Raw genomic sequence first — 14,885 nt, 5'->3', positions numbered from 1 at the left:
ACCCTCTCGGGCGGCCAGCGCCAGCGTGTGGCCCTCGCCCGCGCTCTCGTCAGCCGGCCGGCGCTGCTGGCCCTCGACGAGCCCCTTGGGGCGCTGGACGCCCTCACCCGCATCGACATGCAGGCGATGATCGAGCGCATCCGCATCGAACAGGGTTTTACCGCGATCCTGGTGACCCACGACGTCGGCGAGGCCGTGGCGCTCGCCGACCGCATCCTGGTGATCGAGGACGGCGCGGTGGCGCTCGACGTCGACGTGGACGCCCCCCGTCCGCGCCGGCGCGGCGACCCCGACCTCGCGGCACTCGAAGGCCGCATCCTCGATCAGCTTCTCGCGCGCACTTGAGTTGGGTCGCACTGTCTGACGACGAACCGGAATCCACTTCGTCTGACAGGGCTCCAAGCGCGCCGCTCCCAAAAATCTCGGAGACACCGATGACCGCAAGCACCGACGGAAAGACCGACGTCCTCTGGTTCCTGCCGACCCATGGCGACGGCCGCTATCTCGGCGCCTCGGAAGGCGCCCGCGACGTCTCCCTCGACTACCTCCGGCAGATCGCACAGGCCTCGGACGATCTCGGCTATTACGGCGTGCTGCTGCCAACCGGCCGCTCCTGCGAGGATTCCTGGGTGATCGCCTCGGCGCTCGCCCCGCTGACCAAGCGCCTGCGCTTCCTCGTCGCCGTGCGCCCCGGCCTGCAGGAGCCGTCCGTCGCCGCGCGTATGGCCGCGACGCTGGACCGGATCTCGGACGGCCGGCTGCTCATCAACGTCGTCACCGGCGGCGACCCGGTCGAGCTCAAGGGCGACGGCGTGTTTCTCGCCCATGACGAGCGCTACGCGGTGACCGACGAGTTCCTGACAATCTGGCGGGGCCTGATGGCCGGCGAGACGGTCAGCTACGAGGGCAAGCACCTCAAATGCGAAAACGGCCGCGTGATCTTCCGGCCTGTGCAGGATCCGTATCCGCCGCTGTATTTCGGCGGCTCGTCCCCCGCCGGCATCGAGGTCGCGGCCGACCATTGCGAGGTCTACCTGACCTGGGGCGAGCCCCCGGCCGGCGTGGCGGAGAAGATCGCCAAGGCCCGCGAGGCCGCAGAGCGCCGCGGCAAGACATTCTCGTACGGGATCCGGCTGCACGTCATCGTGCGCGAGACCGAGAGCGAGGCCTGGGCGGAGGCCGAAAAGCTGATCTCGCGGCTCGACGACGCCACCATCGCCAAGGCGCAGGAGACGCTGAAGCGCCAGGATTCCGTCGGCCAGAGCCGGATGATGGCGCTGCACGGCGGCGACAAGAGCAAGCTCGTCGTCTCGCCGAACCTCTGGGCCGGCGTCGGCCTCGTCCGGGGCGGCGCGGGCACGGCTTTGGTCGGCTCGGCGACCCAAGTCGCCGACCGGATGAAGGAGTACATCGATCTCGGCATCGACCGCTTCATCCTCTCCGGCTACCCGCACCTCGAAGAGGCCTACCGCTTCGCCGAACTGGTGTTTCCGAAGCTGCCGCTGCGCACCACGACCGGAGCGCCGCGCTCGGGCGCGCCGAACAACGGCCCGTTCGGTGAGGTCATCGCCAACGACATCGTCCCGACGCGCCGCATCAGCGCGCACTGACCACCTCCGTCATTGCGAGGCGAAGCCGAAGCAATCCAGGGCCTACGCACTGACGTCGGCGTGTGCGGCCCTGGATGGCTTCGCTGCGCTCGCCAGGACGGCGAGACGACCGAAACCGACTTCACTCTCCTCACGTCGAGACCGCCCATGCCAGCTCTCGCCAAGATCCAGGCGCTCGCGCTTTCCGCGCTCGTCCTCGCGGCCCTCCTGCTCGTCCCGGCGCGGGCCGACGAAAAGACGATCCGCATCGGCTACCAGAAATACGGCACGCTGGTGCTGCTGAAGGGCCGGGCCAGCCTGGAGCCGAAGTTGAAGGCGCTCGGCTACGGCGTGACGTGGTCCGAGTTCCCCTCCGGCCCGCCGCTGCTGGAAGCGCTCAATGCCGGCGCGATCGATTTCGGCACGGCCGGCGAGACGCCGCCGATCTTCGCCCAGGCCGCGAGCGACGTGCTCACCTACGTCGCCCACGAGCCTGCCGCACCGCGCGGCGAGGCGATCCTGGTGCCGAAAGGGAGCCCGCTGCAGACGGTCGCCGACCTGCGCGGAAAGAAGGTCGCGCTGAACAAGGGCTCGAACGTGCACTACCTGCTCGTGCGCGCCCTGGAGAAGGCCGGGCTGTCGCTCAAGGACATCACGCCGACCTATGTCGCCCCGGCCGACGCACGCGCCGCCTTCGAGCGCGGGGCGGTGGACGCCTGGGTGATCTGGGACCCCTATCTCGCCGCCGCCGAAGTCTCGACCAGCGCCCGCACGCTCAGCGACGGCACCGGCCTCGTACCGAACCACCAGTTCTACCTCGCCTCGCGCGACTTCGCCGCCAAGAACGGCCCTGCGCTGGACGCCGTGATCGCGGCGATCGGCGAGGTCGACGCCTGGGCCAAGGACAATACGGATGCGGTCGCCCGCGAACTCGCCCCCTCCGTCGGCATTCCGGCCCCGATCCTGGCGGTAGCGCTCAAGCGCCAGAGCTACGGCATCCGTCCCCTCGACGAGCCGGTGATCGCCGAGCAGCAGCGCATCGCCGACACCTTCCACGGCCTCGGCCTCGTGCCGAAGGCGCCCAACATTTCCGAGGCCGTACGCAAGCCCGGCAGTTGATACCGTCGACAGGACGTCGATCCTTCGACGGTCTGTCGACGGCAAGCGCGAACGCGCGCCGCCGCCGATGCGGCGGACGCCTTCGACCGGTCACGGTCGAAGGTCACTTGCACAACAGAGACCCTCATGAACCGCCGTCACCTCGGCCGCCTCGCGGCTCTGTCGCTCGCGCTCCTCGCCACCACCGCGCCGCTGCGCGCGGAGGAGGGCGGGGTGCTGCGCATCGGCTACCAGCGCTCCTCGACGCTGGTCGCGCTGCTGCGGCAAGACGAAGGGCTGGAGAAGGCGCTGGCACCGCTCAAGGTCACGGTATCCTGGCACGAATTCACCAGCGGCCTGCCGATCATGGAGGCGCTGAACGTCGGCCAGATCGACGTCTCGGCGGACGTCGCCGACACCGTGCCGGTCTTCGCGCAGGCGGCGGGCGCAAAAATCACCTACGTCGCGCAGGAGGCGGCATCGCCCACCGCCCAGGCGATCGTCGTGGCGAAGGACTCGCCGCTGAAAAGCGTCGCCGACCTCAAGGGCCGCAAGGTCGCGGTGACCAAGGGCGCCGGCAGCCACTACCTGCTGCTCGCCGCGCTCGCCGCCGAGGGCCTGACCTTCAAGAGCATCACGCCGGCCTATCTCACCCCTGCCGACGGCCGCAGCGCGCTGGCCGGCGGCAGCGTCGACGCCTGGGTCGCCTGGGATCCGTTCCTGTCGGCGGCGCAGGATCAAGCCGGCGCGCGCATCCTCAAGGACGGCACCGGCCTCTCGCTCTACAAGCGCTACTACCTCGCCGCCGACGCCACCGTGACGAGGCAGCCCGCCGCGCTCGGCGTACTCTTCGCCAAGCTCCGCGAGACCGGCGACTGGGTCAAGGCCCATCCGGACGAGGCCGCGACCCGGCTCGCCACCCTCTGGAAGATCGAGCCGGCCGTGATCCGGCAGGCCAACGAACGCCGCAGCTACAAGGTCGAGCCGATCACCCGCGACGGACTCTCCGAGCAGCAGAAGATTGCCGACGCGTTTCGCGCCGAGGGCCTGCTCCCCCGCGCCGTCGACACCACGACGGCCCCGATCTGGGAACCGCCGGTGCGCTGACGGGCGTCGCTGGAAGGAACCGTTCGGGGCAGAGACGTCCGGCCCGGACAGGGCGCACCCTCCCATGTGGCGCGGACGCGTAGCCGGGCAGGCGCGCGGACAGGTCGGCGTGACGCTTCCGCCGAACGTCGGCCGTCACTTCGAGCGCATGACGGCACGCCCCGCCGTCCAACGCGTCCGCGAGATCCGGGGCGAAGCATGATGGCTTCGTCGGAGCGATCCCGATCGACGCGCTCCGCGGCAGAACCTCCGCACTCGGCTGCCCTGCCGATCCGCGCTTCCGAACGAACCAGGCCTGTCCTTTCGATCGCTCCGCGCGGTTCGCATGCCTGGCCCCTCGCTGCGCGGATCGAGGAACCAGCAGCCGTCCCTGGGCTTGACGCGGCATAAGCGCGTTGCGCGGAAGGTCCCTCGGGCGCTCCTTTGCGGAGCCGGGGGATCGATCAGTTCAATCCGGCATCACAGGATCCATCATGGCGAACACCAACACGACGGCAGGCCAGCGGCTGCACGTGACGCAGAACGACACGAAGTCCAACGCCAAGAAGGTCTCGACCGAGGCGCTCAACGCCCGGCTCGCGGATGGGATCGACTTGGCCTTGGCGGTCAAGCAGGCCCACTGGAACCTGAAGGGCCCGCAGTTCATCGGCATCCACCTGATGCTCGATGGATTCCGCGACGAACTCGACGACTACAACGACAAGGTTGCCGAGCGCATCACCCAGCTGGGCGGCACGGCGAGCGGCACGGCGACCGCGGTGGCGGCCGCATCGCAGCTCGCCCCGTACCCGCTCGATGCCTACGCGATCGCCGATCATCTCGCAGCGCTGATCGATCGCTATGGGGTCTACGCGAACGCGGTGCGTCAGAACATCGACGACACCGACGAGGCAGGCGATGCCGGTACGGCGGATCTCTTCACCGAGGTCTCCCGCGGCGTCGACAAGCAGCTCTGGTTCCTGGAAGCGCACGTCCAAGAACCGACCGGACAGGTCCGGGACGGCGACCACGCCGGAAAGCGCTGAGCGAGCCGTCTACCGGATCGCCGTGAGAGGAGGTGCTGCGCCAGCACCTCCCTTTTCCGCGGCAGGACGACCCCGTCATCCGTCCTGCGCGATAGCCATGGCCGCATGGGTGAGGGCGACGTGGCTGATCGCCCGCTGTGCGTTTCCGAGCATGGCACCGGTATAGGCGTCGACCTGCAACGAGGTTTTCCCCGAGGAGCGGGTTCGCTTTGCGCCGGGGCCTTCGGCGCGTCGCAAGAGCCGTGCATATGATGCACGTGCCGGGTCGGCGGGATGGAAACCACGGATCGCGTCGGAACCGTTGGACGGCGATGACTGATGTCGTTCACAGACGACTTCTTCCGGCAGGCCGGCTCCGACTCAGGGTGTGTCCCGATCCACGGCGAAGACGCCGTTCCAAGACGTGAAGACCGCGATGCTGCTCTACGATCACCCGCTCTCGTCCTATGCCCAGAAGGTCAAGATCGCCCTGCGCGAAAAGGGCGTCCCGTTCACCGCGCAGCTTCCCGACGACTTCGGGACCGGACGGACGGATGGCCCCTTCGCGACGGCCAATCCCCGGACCGAGGTCCCGGTCCTGATCGACGGCGAGACGAGGGTCTTCGACTCGACGGTGATCCTGGAATATCTCGAGGACCGTTTTCCCGAGCCGGCTCTGCTGCCCAAGGACGCTGCCGCACGCGCCTTGGCCAGGATGACGGAGGACGTCTGCGACACGCAGTACGAGGCCGTGAACTGGGGCTACGGCGAGATTCTCTGGTTCCGACGCGCCACCGGCGCGCTCGCCGGGCATCTGCGCGATCAGGCCGCCCGTCAGACGCGCGTGCTGCAGGATTGGCTCGCCGAGCGCCTCGGCACGGCCGCGTGGTTCGGCGGCGACCGCTTCGGCTGGGCGGATGCGGCCGTCGCGCCGATGGTCAACCGATCCGTCCATTACGGCATGGGACCACGGCCGGGCTCCGCCCTGGCGCTTTGGCATGCGAGGCTGTGCCGGCGTCCCGCGATCGCCGCCACCTTCGCCGAATTCGACGCGGCCGCGGCCGAGATGACTGCGGCGTCGGACCTCTACACGACGGGCGGCCGGCGCCGCGAGTACCGCGATCACCGCCTGGAATGGATGGTGAAATCCGGCGGCGTCGAGGTGGTGCTTGCCGGCCTGCGCGACCAAAACATCCGCTTCTCCTGGCCGCAGGGATCGGCGGAGTCCTGAGGCGCCGGGACGGCCGTCCGGATGTCGGGCGCGAACAGAACCCCCGCCAGGATCCGCGTCGGCGTCGTGTTCGCGGCGGCGGCGGTTCGGCTACATCATGCGCATGCGAAGGTTGAACAGCACCACGAGCGTGCCGCCCACCATCAACAGCACGATGAGGGTCGAGAACAGGATCAACTGGAGATCGTCGCGAGCCGAGCGCTTCAGATCGATGTGCAGGAAGCAGCGGACATGCACGATCGCCTGAACGAGGGCCAAGGCGTAGACGAGGCCGAGCGCCGTCGCCCCGCTCGCCCAGCGCCAATACACCAGCGCGAAGGCGAGGCAGGTCAGCAGCAGGGCGAGACCATAGCCGACGCCGTAGGTGATCAGGTCGCTTTGCCGGGACTGCGACCGGTCCTCGACCGGCGAGTCACCCACGGATCCAGACGTTGCCGCCTTGTCTTCGCGAAAGAGCACCTTCGAGGCGCCGAGCACGGCGGCGGCGCCTGCAAGCTTCAGCAGGGTCATCGCCTTGGAAGGGCGGTCCGTGGTCATCCGAGCGTTCCCTGCAGGTAGACGACGGAGAAGATCGCGATCCAGATGATGTCGAGGAAATGCCAGAACAGGCCGAGCTTCAGCAGGTTGAGCTTGACCCGGGCATCGATCCCGAACGCTGCGATCTGCGCGAGCATCACCACGATCCAGACGCAGCCGGCGGTCACGTGCAGTCCGTGCGTCGGCACGAGGGCGAAGAAGGCCGAGAGAAAGCCGCTGCGGTCCGGTGTGGCACCGTCGGACACCATCGTCGCGAAATCGCTGAGTTCGAAGCCGAGGAAGGCGATGCCGAGGCCGAGGGTGAGGCAGAGCATCGTGACGAGACCGGTTCGGCCGCGGTCGTACTTCATAGCGATCGACGCGAGCCCGAACGTCAGGCTGCTCGTGAGCAGAATCAGGGTCTCGACGAAAGCACCGCCGATCTTGAACTCGGCCGCCGGTCCCGGAGCGCCGGCCGTCGCGGCGAGCTGAGTTCCGTAGATCGCGAACAGCAGCGCGAACAGGATCGCGTCGCTCATCAGGAAGATCCAGAAGCCGTAGAGGCCGGTCTCGGCCTCGCCGGGCTCGAGGTCGTCGGAGTCGCTGAGGTTCAGCCCGACATGCCGGAGTTGCGGGCCGCTCATGCCGGCACCTCCGACGGGAAGATTTTTGCCAGACCGCGATTGGCCGTCGTGACTTCGAGCTGCCGCGGCACCGCGCCGGTCGCCCAGGCAGCGTCGCGCCAGCGACGGTCGGCAGCCGCAACCTCGGCGGCCGGGATGATGCGGTGGGTGTCGCGCACGAAGCTGCGCGCGATCACGACGGCCCACAGGCCGGCGAAGCCGAGGATCGCCAGCCACCAGATGTGCCAGACGAGGCCGAAGGCGCAGGCCGTCCCGGTCAGGCCGACGAGCGGGCCGACCCAGCTGTTCCTCGGCACCCTGATGTCGCGGTAGGGGCCGGCGGGTGCGTAGGCCTGTTCGCGCTCCTTCAGCCAATAGAATGCATCCAGCCGGTCGACCTGCGGAATCAGCGCAAAATTGTATTCGGGCGGCGGCGCTGGAACCGACCATTCGAGGCTGCGGGCATCCCAAGGGTCGCCGATAGGCACGCGGTTCTCCGCGCGATCCCGCACGCTGACCCAGAGCTGCACGAACAGGCTGACGAGACCGCCGAGCAGGAGAAGCGCGCCGACGATGGCGGCGAGGAGCCAGGGCCGGAAGTCGGGCTCGAACAAGGCCTGGCTGCGCCGCGTCATGCCGGCGAGGCCGAGCACGTAGAGCGGCATGAAGGCGAGGTAGAACCCCGCGACCCAGCACACGAAGGCGATCTTGCCCCAGCGTTCGGACAGCCGGAAGCCGAAGGCCTTCGGAAACCAGAACATGTAACCCGCGATCATGCCGTAGAGCAGGCCGGGGATGAGCATGTTGTGGAAGTGGGCGACCAGGAACACGGTGTTGTGGACCATGTAGTCGATCGGCGGGATCGCGAGCAGGATTCCGCTCAGGCCCCCGAGCACGAAGGTCAGAATGAAGGCGAGCGAAAACAGCATCGGCGCGGTGAAGCGGACCTCGCCGCGAAACATCGTCCAGATCCAGTCGTAGATCTTGACCCCTGTGGGCACCGCGATCGTCATGGTGGCGATGCCGAAGGCGGCGTTGACGTCGGCGCTCTGGCCCATCGTGAAGAAGTGGTGCAGCCAGACGGTGAAGGAGAGCACGCCGATCACCATGGTCGCCACGACGAGCGAGGTGTAGCCGTAGAGTTCCTTCGACGAAAAGGCCGAGATCACCTCCGAGTAGACGCCGAAGGCGGGCAGGATCAGGATGTAGACCTCCGGGTGGCCGAACAGCCAGAAGAGGTTCACGTAGTTCATCACGTTGCCGCCGAGGTCGTTCGTGAAGAAGTGGAAACCGAGGTAGCGATCGAGGGCGAGGAGCGCGGTGGCGAGCGTCAGCGGCGGCATCGCGAAGATCATCAGGATCGCGGTGCAGAGCGCCGTCCAGCTGAACAGCGGCATCCGCATGAGATGCATGCCGGGGCAGCGCTTCTTGTAGATCGTCGCCGCGAAGTTCAGGCCCGAGAGGGTCGTACCGAGCGAGGACAGCGTGATCGCCCAGATCCAGTAATCGGGGCCGACGCCGGGCTGGAAGGCGGTCTCCGTGAAGGGCGGGTATCCCGACCAGCCTCCGGTCGAGAATTCGCCGACGGCGAGCGAGATCATCACGAGCCCGGCCCCGCCCGCCGTCAGCATCAGGCTGATCGAGTTGAGCAGCGGGAAGGCGACGTCGCGGGCGCCGATCTGCAGCGGCACCACATAGTTGATCAGGCCCGTCAGGAACGGCATCGCCATGAAGAAGATCATGATCGTGCCGTGGGTGCTGAAGAGCTGCGCGAAGTGCTCCGGCGCGACGATGCCCGGCGCATTCACCGCGAGCGATTGCTGCGCGCGCATCAGAACCGCTTCGACCAGCGCGCGGGACAGCATGACGCCGGCCAGCACGATGTACATGATGCCGATCTTCTTGTGATCGAGGCTCGTCAGCCAGTCGCGGAAGAGCGGGCGCCACCAGCGCTTCCAGGTCAGGAGAGCCGCGAGCGCGAGCGCACCGATCACGACGAGGGCGCCGGCGAAGGCCCCGATCAGTTCGCTGACGGTTGGATTGTCCCAGGCCCGCACGAACGGAAATGCCTTCGCGTCGATCCGGCCGAGCAGGGCGTACCAGATCTCGGCGCTCATCGATGGCCCTGTGCGTGGCCGGCATGCGGGCCGGGATTGTCGAGGGTGAGAATGGCGGGGAACAGGCCCGGCGCGACCGAACCGAATCGGATCGGCTCGGCCAGGGTCGAGCGAGCCGACAATGTCTTGAAGGCGTGCCTGTCGAGGGTCTTGCCGCTCGCGCGCGCCTGCGCCAGCCACGCCGCGTAGCCGTCGGCTGTTTGCGCCAGCACCGCGAATTTCTGGTTCTGGAAGCCGATCCCGTTGAACTGCGTGTTCTCGCCGAGAAAGCGGCCCGGCTCGCTCGCGGCGAGGTTGAGCTGCGTGGTCATGCCGGCCATCGCATAGATCTGGCCGCCGAGCCGGGGCACGAAGAAGGACTGCATGACCGTGCCGCTGGTCAGGCTCAGATGGACCGGGCGCTCGGCGGGGAAAACGAGTTCGTCGACGCTGGCGACGCCCTCGTCGGGGTAGATGAACAGCCACTTCCAATCGAGCGCGACCGCCTGCACCTCGACCGGAGCCTGGGCGGAGGCGAGAGGTCTGTAGGGATCGAGCCGGTGCGTATCGCGCCAGAGGAGCACGGCCAGCACGACGACGATCAGAGCGGGCGGGATCCAGATCAGCCCCTCGAGCGGCCAGTTGAAACCCCATTGCGGGCGGTATGCGCTCTTCGTGTTCGCGAGACGGTAATGCCAGGCGAAAATCGGCGTCAGCACCAGGACCGGCCCGGCGACGAAGATCAGGATGAAACAGACGAGCAGGAACAGGCTGCGGGTCTCGTCGGCGACCGGACCGGCGGCGTTGAGAAAGCCATGATCGAGCACGCCGCAGCCGCCGAGCGGCAGCAGCGTTCCGGCGGCGAGCATCCGCGCGACCATGCGATGCGGGCCGGACGGAGCCGTGTCGGCGAACGGCGTCGCGATCCGGTCAGCCCCGTGGAGGATCTCGGCCCTGCACCATCGCCGTGATGCGGTCGGCCGTGCGCAGCGCGATGGCCTGGATCGTGAGCGAGGGATTGACGCCTCCGGTGATGAGGACAACCGAGCCGTCGCAGACCCAGAGGTTCGGACTATCCCAGGAGCGGCAATCGCCGTCCACCACCGGGGTTTTCGGGTGGTCGCCCATGCGGGCGATGCCGTAGCGGTGGTGGGTGTCGTCGCCCTGCTCCCCGATGTTTCGTCCACCGGACGCAGCCAGCGCAAGGCCCATGACGTCGATCCCGTGCCGGTTCAGGGCCCCGTCGTCGTCGCACCAGGCGATGCAGCGGGACATCGCGTCGGCCGGCTGACCGCGCGGTGAATTTCAGAACGAGGTGATCGCAGCTCTCGCGGACGTTGGCGCGCTGTTCGAGGTCGTCTGCGCCGCTTTCGTCGAGAGCAGGGAGCCGACGAAGGCGGATCGGGATCCGGCCGTCGGCAATCGCCTGCAGGACACGGCCCTGGTCGAAGGCATGACCGCGCGGCCCGAATGGCTGGGCCGGCGCGTGAACAGCCGATCCAGTTCGTGAGCAATCCGCGAAGGCCGGTCAGATTTTTCGGCGGAGGGGTAGTTGATGGGGATCGGCTTATCGGACGCCGAATTTCCCTCTGCAATCAACGTATCCTGGCGGAAGGGGTGGGACATTCCGCGCCAACTAGTAAGTTTGAACAAAATCAATATCTTAGCATTCGCTCCAGGTCGAAGCTGTAGCGTGCAACTGTAGCACTTCGAAGGCTGCAGATCGTCAGCAGCCCGGCGCGCGCAACGAGATGCCGAGGGTCGTCACAAGGGCAGGGCTGAGAACGATACGTTGAGCCGAATGGCGGCGGCACTTTTAACCATCTGCTTACCCCGAACCGCGACGTTGCCGACCTCAACCAGCGGAGAGCAGAGCATGGCCGATAGCATCGACACGGTAGGCGTCGCGGGCGAGCGCATCCGCACCATCATCGAGCGCATCGAACGCGTCGAGGAGGAGATAAAGGACCTGATGGAAGGGAAAAAGGAGATCTTCGCCGAGGCTAAAAGTGAGGGCCTGGACGTGAAGGTGCTCAAGGAAATCCTCAAACTGCGCAAGCAGGACAAGGATGAGCGCGACGAGCAGGAGACTCTACTGGAAGTCTATCTGCGGGCGATGGATGCGCCGGCCCCAGCACCAATGGCCGAGGCTGCTTAAAGGCGTTTCCAGGAGGGGCAGGCGGCAGGCCCCACCTTCGCCCCGCCGCCTGCCCGGTCGCGGGGCGCTTTCGCTTGTGACTTTAGGTCGGCGCGACAGGCACACGTTGGCGCTGCCTCCAAGGCTCTTCGACGTTGAACACCAGTCTCACGTTGAGGACCACGGAATCAGGTGCGTCGCGAATGACAACAACCATCGCACCCCCGTCCTCTCCCAGCATCGCGGGTCTCGTCGCAAACCCGCCAGCAAGACGTATCGCTTCGGCCTTTGCGGCTTCGAGATCTGGGAGTTCCTTGCCCTCGTTATCGTGGACGTGAATGCCGTCGTGAATGTCGAAAAAATAGTGAGGCATTCGTGTTTCCAAGCTGCGATATGCCCGGAAACAATTGAATGCATTATTGGTTGCGCACAATCCTGTCGTGCCAGTGTTAGGTGTGAAGCCCGACATTCACGCCTTGTGCATTTGCTCCATGAGGCCGGGAAGGTCTGGAGGCCGAGGAGCGGGGCGGCCGATGTCAGAGAAGTGGGCGTGGCACCGAGGCACGTAGTCGTTGGCCCAGCTGTCCCTCCATGGGCAATCGAACGCAATCCAAGCGAGCACCCTATCGAGCGGCGTCTCCGGGCCGTACTTCGCCGCCAAGCGGGCAAGCCGATAGCTGCCCGTCCGACGTGGGCAAAGATCGCAAGCGACCCTCACGACGACGTAGGGATAAGCGGTGAGGCAGGGAATGTCAGGCCGGTTCGGCGGCATCGTCCCGCCGCCCGCGCACGTATCCTCGGGAGATCAACCGGCTTCGCTCTCGGGCACGGCGCTCGCCTTCCATCAGGTCTGACAGCGCGTCCGTGACGGCACAGCGGAGGGCAAGCCCAGCGTCGCCATGTGCGGTTTTGAGGTAGGCGCTGACGATGGTCTCAACGGGACAGGAGACGGGCGCGTCCTCCCTCACTGGCGCGGGCATCGGCATGGCAGGTCCCTCGACCCATTTGAGAACGAAAGAGGAACACTCCACGGCGAGCTTGGTTCGGTCAACTGATGGAATTGGCGCTATCGGCTCCACTCATCGGCAAGCATGGCGACGTTGCGGGGGGGGGGGAAACAATCGCAGTTCGGTTCGTTGCAGTGCGATGGAACGACACGAAATTCTTCAATCCTGCCAACGTCTCGCAACGCACTGGCGGCTCGCGGAACGCCACTGGAAGCGCGACGGCAACGCTCAAGCCGCAAGGGCATGTGCGGAGCAGGCCGAGTGGTGTGAGCGCCGGGTAGCCCAACTGAGCGCCTGAAGGCAGCCACCACCTTTTGCCTGGAAGCCTGAAGCTGCCCGCTCGAACACGGTCATTCAACGCCTTGTTTTACCGAAAAAATGTGTGAGGGCATCGACAGATGGGCGAGGCGGATTTTCCCCCCTGGTACCCCCGGTCAAACGCGCGTCTGGTATCCTGCGCAGTTTCACGCCTGAGCGCGCGAGAGCAGTACGCTCGGCCTTCCTCACGGGCACCGGCCCGGCCACCATGTCGAGCCGGGAGATCGCCGAGCTGACGTACAAGCGCCACGACCACGTGATGGCGGATATTCGCGTGATGCTGAAGGCGCTTGGAGGAGACCCGTGTTTTCGGGGCACGTATCAGACGGCCCAAGGCAAGACGGCGCCGTGCTTCAACTTCTCGAAGCGCGAGACCATAATCCTCGTGACGGGCTACTCCATCCCCCTGCGGGCCGCCGTGGTGGACCGTTGGGCCGAGCTGGAAGCCCAGATTGCCGGGGACAGCCCGAAGGTTCCCCAGACGCGCGCCCAGGCCCTCAGACTGGCCGCGGATCAGGCCGAGCACATCGAGACCCTGGAGACGGAGAACGCCGCCATGAAGGCCGAGACGGCTCCTATGTCCGCCCCGCGCTCGCCCAACCGTTCCAATAGGGCAAGCTCCAGCGGAACGTTCCAAGAGATAGGCGCGGCAGTTCCAGAAGAATGGTATTGCATTTCGGAACGGGATGGGGCTCTATGTCATAGACCTCATTGGAACGACCCGGACCGGAACACCTCGCCATGCTCATCGGATACGCGCGCACCTCGACCCTCGAACAGGATGCCGGCCTAGAGGCTCAGGTTCGCGACCTGACGGCTCTTGGATGCGGGAAGCTGTACCAGGAACAGGTCTCCTCCGTGGCCCCTCGCAAGGCCCTTGAGGCGGCCATAGACTTCGCCCGTCAGGGGGACACGTTGGTCGTCACCAAGCTGGACCGGCTGGCCCGTAGCGTCGTCCACCTGGGCAAGATCATCGAGACGCTGGAGGCCAAGGGTGTGGCCCTGCGCATCCTGAACCTGGGCGTGGACACGGCGACCCCCACCGGGAAGCTGATGCTCAACGTCCTTGGTGGCGTAGCTCAGTTCGAACGGGAGATGATGCTGGAACGCCAGCGCGAGGGTATCGCCAAGGCCAAGGCAGAGGGCGCCTACAAGGGCCGCAAGCCGACCGCACGGGCCAAGGCGGAGGAGGTGAAGGCACTCGCCGCGGAAGGGCTCAGCATGGCCGCTATCGCCGCAAGGCTGGGGATCGGGAAGGGAAGTGTCCACCGAGCGCTCAATCCGAAGGCGGCATAGACCACACCAAGACCCATGAGGACGCCTACCGGGGCCGCAAGCCCAACCTCATCCGGGAGCAGTCCGACGCCGTCAGCGGGGCTTTAGGACAAGGCCGGGGGATGAGCAGCATCGCGGCAGCCACCGGCCTCACGCGTCAGACCATCTACCGCATCAAGGAGAATACCGCGGAGGCTGAGGCCGCTCTGGCGCGATGGTCCTGACTACCTCGTCAGAGATCAGCTCAGACGTGACTTGGCGAACCCTCTGCCACCCCGAGACGCAAACTGGCCTGTGCGATGCTGGGCTAGAACCTCCGCTTTCACACCGGAGAGGTAGCTCGTCAGTAGCCGTTGAACCTGCTTGTCTTCGCATTCGACCCAGAAGACTGCCGGCCTTACGTCCGCACCCAATGCCCGCAGAATGTCTTCCGCAGGTTGGGCTACGTTACGGTCACTAACGCTTTTCAGACGATGACTTATCGTTGGTGTCGCAATCACAATTGTTACCGGAGAGGCGGACATCTGTTAGGCCTACGCGTTCTGGAATGCTTCTATGCTGGAGCCGTGAATGCAGCTCTGCAATGACCTAACCACGGCGCCCACCCAGCCGTTCCTTCGTGATCGGCGGCAGCACGTGCACAGGGGTCGCACTGGCAGAAGCCTCACCCGGCACGTCGTCAGCGCCCATCAGCCTTGGTAGCCGTAGGGGTTTGGGCGAGGCTGACGCGGCTTGAGAGCAACTGTACAGCTTGCGGCTAGAGCCGCATCCGATCATGCTGGATCGTATGCATCGTATCCAGCGGCGGCGAGGTAGTTGCGACATTCGGCAGGGGTGAAGGCAGCGAACGCGTTCTGGATCGCCTGCCGGAGGTCGGTGACGGT

At 66.5% G+C, this 14,885-nt stretch carries 17 protein-coding genes and 2 pseudogenes; 11 read left to right on the top strand and 8 right to left on the bottom strand.

The features are described from left to right. The 6 genes from FV217_RS19650 to FV217_RS19625 all read left to right on the top strand — a co-directional run. A partial coding sequence (locus tag FV217_RS19650; protein ID WP_147819061.1) for an ATP-binding cassette domain-containing protein occupies nt 1–345 on the top strand: 345 nt, incomplete at its 5' end. A gap of 89 nt (nt 346–434) precedes the next feature. Continuing rightward, a complete protein-coding gene (ssuD, locus tag FV217_RS19645) occupies nt 435–1,610 on the top strand; it encodes an FMNH2-dependent alkanesulfonate monooxygenase (protein ID WP_147819059.1) in 1,176 nt (391 codons plus the stop codon). Between the two features lie 147 nt (nt 1,611–1,757). After that, nucleotides 1,758–2,708, top strand: coding sequence for a sulfonate ABC transporter substrate-binding protein (locus FV217_RS19640; protein ID WP_147819057.1), 951 nt, complete (start codon nt 1,758–1,760; stop codon nt 2,706–2,708). Between the two features lie 126 nt (nt 2,709–2,834). Then, nucleotides 2,835–3,794, top strand: a complete 960-nt coding sequence (locus tag FV217_RS19635; RefSeq protein ID WP_147819055.1) for an aliphatic sulfonate ABC transporter substrate-binding protein — start codon at nt 2,835–2,837, stop codon at nt 3,792–3,794. Nucleotides 3,795–4,267: 473 nt separating this feature from the next. Next, nucleotides 4,268–4,819: a DNA starvation/stationary phase protection protein Dps gene (gene dps, locus FV217_RS19630; RefSeq protein ID WP_147819053.1), complete on the top strand. Its 552-nt coding sequence runs from the start codon at nt 4,268–4,270 to the stop codon at nt 4,817–4,819. 367 nt (nt 4,820–5,186) lie between these two features. Then, nucleotides 5,187–6,029 carry a glutathione S-transferase family protein gene (locus FV217_RS19625; protein WP_246683016.1) on the top strand — a complete coding sequence of 281 codons (843 nt, stop codon included), beginning with the start codon at nt 5,187–5,189 and terminating at the stop codon, nt 6,027–6,029. A 90-nt stretch (nt 6,030–6,119) separates the two neighbouring features. Here the strand turns inward: FV217_RS19625 and FV217_RS19620 are convergent, their stop codons facing one another. From FV217_RS19620 to FV217_RS19600, 5 genes are all read right to left on the bottom strand, one after another. Beyond that, nucleotides 6,120–6,566: a cytochrome C oxidase subunit IV family protein gene (locus tag FV217_RS19620; protein ID WP_210245155.1), complete on the bottom strand. Its 447-nt coding sequence runs from the start codon at nt 6,564–6,566 to the stop codon at nt 6,120–6,122. After that, nucleotides 6,563–7,189 (bottom strand): cytochrome c oxidase subunit 3, encoded by a 627-nt coding sequence (locus FV217_RS19615; protein ID WP_147819051.1) that lies wholly within the window; start codon nt 7,187–7,189, stop codon nt 6,563–6,565. The genes FV217_RS19620 and FV217_RS19615 overlap by 4 nt, the downstream gene beginning before the upstream one ends. After that, nucleotides 7,186–9,285, bottom strand: coding sequence for a cbb3-type cytochrome c oxidase subunit I (locus FV217_RS19610; RefSeq protein WP_147819049.1), 2,100 nt, complete (start codon nt 9,283–9,285; stop codon nt 7,186–7,188). Before FV217_RS19610 ends, FV217_RS19615 begins: the two co-directional genes overlap by 4 nt. Then, complete coding sequence (locus FV217_RS19605) at nt 9,282–10,133, bottom strand: COX aromatic rich motif-containing protein (RefSeq protein ID WP_246683015.1); 852 nt, start codon at nt 10,131–10,133, stop codon at nt 9,282–9,284. Before FV217_RS19605 ends, FV217_RS19610 begins: the two co-directional genes overlap by 4 nt. Before the next feature lie 61 nt (nt 10,134–10,194). Beyond that, complete coding sequence (locus tag FV217_RS19600; RefSeq protein WP_147819045.1) at nt 10,195–10,539, bottom strand: GMC family oxidoreductase; 345 nt, start codon at nt 10,537–10,539, stop codon at nt 10,195–10,197. 40 nt (nt 10,540–10,579) lie between these two features. Between FV217_RS19600 and FV217_RS19595 the strand changes: the two genes are divergently transcribed. Both FV217_RS19595 and FV217_RS19590 read left to right on the top strand, forming a co-directional pair. Further along, complete coding sequence (locus FV217_RS19595) at nt 10,580–10,774, top strand: hypothetical protein (RefSeq protein WP_147819043.1); 195 nt, start codon at nt 10,580–10,582, stop codon at nt 10,772–10,774. 366 nt (nt 10,775–11,140) lie between these two features. Beyond that, nucleotides 11,141–11,422 carry a GapR family DNA-binding domain-containing protein gene (locus FV217_RS19590; protein ID WP_147816991.1) on the top strand — a complete coding sequence of 94 codons (282 nt, stop codon included), beginning with the start codon at nt 11,141–11,143 and terminating at the stop codon, nt 11,420–11,422. Between the two features lie 82 nt (nt 11,423–11,504). Here FV217_RS19590 and FV217_RS19585 read toward each other — a convergent pair whose 3' ends face one another. Both FV217_RS19585 and FV217_RS23515 read right to left on the bottom strand, forming a co-directional pair. Then, a complete protein-coding gene (locus FV217_RS19585; RefSeq protein ID WP_210245154.1) occupies nt 11,505–11,870 on the bottom strand; it encodes a hypothetical protein in 366 nt (121 codons plus the stop codon). A gap of 283 nt (nt 11,871–12,153) precedes the next feature. Beyond that, entirely contained in the window at nt 12,154–12,387 is a 234-nt protein-coding gene (locus FV217_RS23515; RefSeq protein ID WP_147819038.1) for a hypothetical protein, read from the bottom strand. Between the two features lie 547 nt (nt 12,388–12,934). On the opposite strand from FV217_RS23515, the gene FV217_RS19570 reads away from it, so the two are divergent. The 3 genes and pseudogenes from FV217_RS19570 to FV217_RS23770 form a co-directional block, all read left to right on the top strand. Further along, a complete protein-coding gene (locus FV217_RS19570; protein WP_147819036.1) occupies nt 12,935–13,519 on the top strand; it encodes a Rha family transcriptional regulator in 585 nt (194 codons plus the stop codon). After that, the gene (locus tag FV217_RS19565; RefSeq protein WP_147819034.1) at nt 13,468–14,022 is read left to right on the top strand and encodes a recombinase family protein; all 555 of its coding nucleotides are present in this window, start codon (nt 13,468–13,470) and stop codon (nt 14,020–14,022) included. Before FV217_RS19570 ends, FV217_RS19565 begins: the two co-directional genes overlap by 52 nt. Then, a pseudogene (locus FV217_RS23770) lies at nt 14,019–14,123 on the top strand (recombinase family protein); the annotation flags it as partial. The gene FV217_RS19565 and the pseudogene FV217_RS23770, both read left to right, overlap by 4 nt. Nucleotides 14,124–14,774: 651 nt before the next feature. Here FV217_RS23770 and FV217_RS19555 read toward each other — a convergent pair. Continuing rightward, nucleotides 14,775–14,885 (bottom strand): annotated as a pseudogene (locus FV217_RS19555) (IS630 family transposase); the annotation flags it as partial.

Source organism: Methylobacterium sp. WL9 (assembly GCF_008040035.1).
Taxonomy (GTDB): Bacteria; Pseudomonadota; Alphaproteobacteria; order Rhizobiales; family Beijerinckiaceae; genus Methylobacterium; species Methylobacterium thuringiense.
This window is presented reverse-complemented; position numbering and strand designations above follow the sequence as displayed.

What these genes read in the sequence shown, in the direction of transcription:
- FV217_RS19615 (WP_147819051.1), bottom strand. Translation starts at nt 7,189, where the DNA reads ATGAGCGGCCCGCAACTCCGGCATGTCGGGCTGAACCTCAGCGACTCC.
- FV217_RS19635 (WP_147819055.1), top strand. Translation starts at nt 2,835, where the DNA reads ATGAACCGCCGTCACCTCGGCCGCCTCGCGGCTCTGTCGCTCGCGCTC.
- FV217_RS19590 (WP_147816991.1), top strand. Translation starts at nt 11,141, where the DNA reads ATGGCCGATAGCATCGACACGGTAGGCGTCGCGGGCGAGCGCATCCGC.
- dps (WP_147819053.1), top strand. Translation starts at nt 4,268, where the DNA reads ATGGCGAACACCAACACGACGGCAGGCCAGCGGCTGCACGTGACGCAG.
- ssuD (WP_147819059.1), top strand. Translation starts at nt 435, where the DNA reads ATGACCGCAAGCACCGACGGAAAGACCGACGTCCTCTGGTTCCTGCCG.
- FV217_RS19600 (WP_147819045.1), bottom strand. Translation starts at nt 10,539, where the DNA reads ATGTCCCGCTGCATCGCCTGGTGCGACGACGACGGGGCCCTGAACCGG.
- FV217_RS19620 (WP_210245155.1), bottom strand. Translation starts at nt 6,566, where the DNA reads ATGACCACGGACCGCCCTTCCAAGGCGATGACCCTGCTGAAGCTTGCA.
- FV217_RS23515 (WP_147819038.1), bottom strand. Translation starts at nt 12,387, where the DNA reads ATGCCGATGCCCGCGCCAGTGAGGGAGGACGCGCCCGTCTCCTGTCCC.
- FV217_RS19610 (WP_147819049.1), bottom strand. Translation starts at nt 9,285, where the DNA reads ATGAGCGCCGAGATCTGGTACGCCCTGCTCGGCCGGATCGACGCGAAG.
- FV217_RS19585 (WP_210245154.1), bottom strand. Translation starts at nt 11,870, where the DNA reads ATGTCGGGCTTCACACCTAACACTGGCACGACAGGATTGTGCGCAACC.
- FV217_RS19570 (WP_147819036.1), top strand. Translation starts at nt 12,935, where the DNA reads ATGTCGAGCCGGGAGATCGCCGAGCTGACGTACAAGCGCCACGACCAC.
- FV217_RS19605 (WP_246683015.1), bottom strand. Translation starts at nt 10,133, where the DNA reads ATGCTCGCCGCCGGAACGCTGCTGCCGCTCGGCGGCTGCGGCGTGCTC.
- FV217_RS19640 (WP_147819057.1), top strand. Translation starts at nt 1,758, where the DNA reads ATGCCAGCTCTCGCCAAGATCCAGGCGCTCGCGCTTTCCGCGCTCGTC.
- FV217_RS19565 (WP_147819034.1), top strand. Translation starts at nt 13,468, where the DNA reads ATGCTCATCGGATACGCGCGCACCTCGACCCTCGAACAGGATGCCGGC.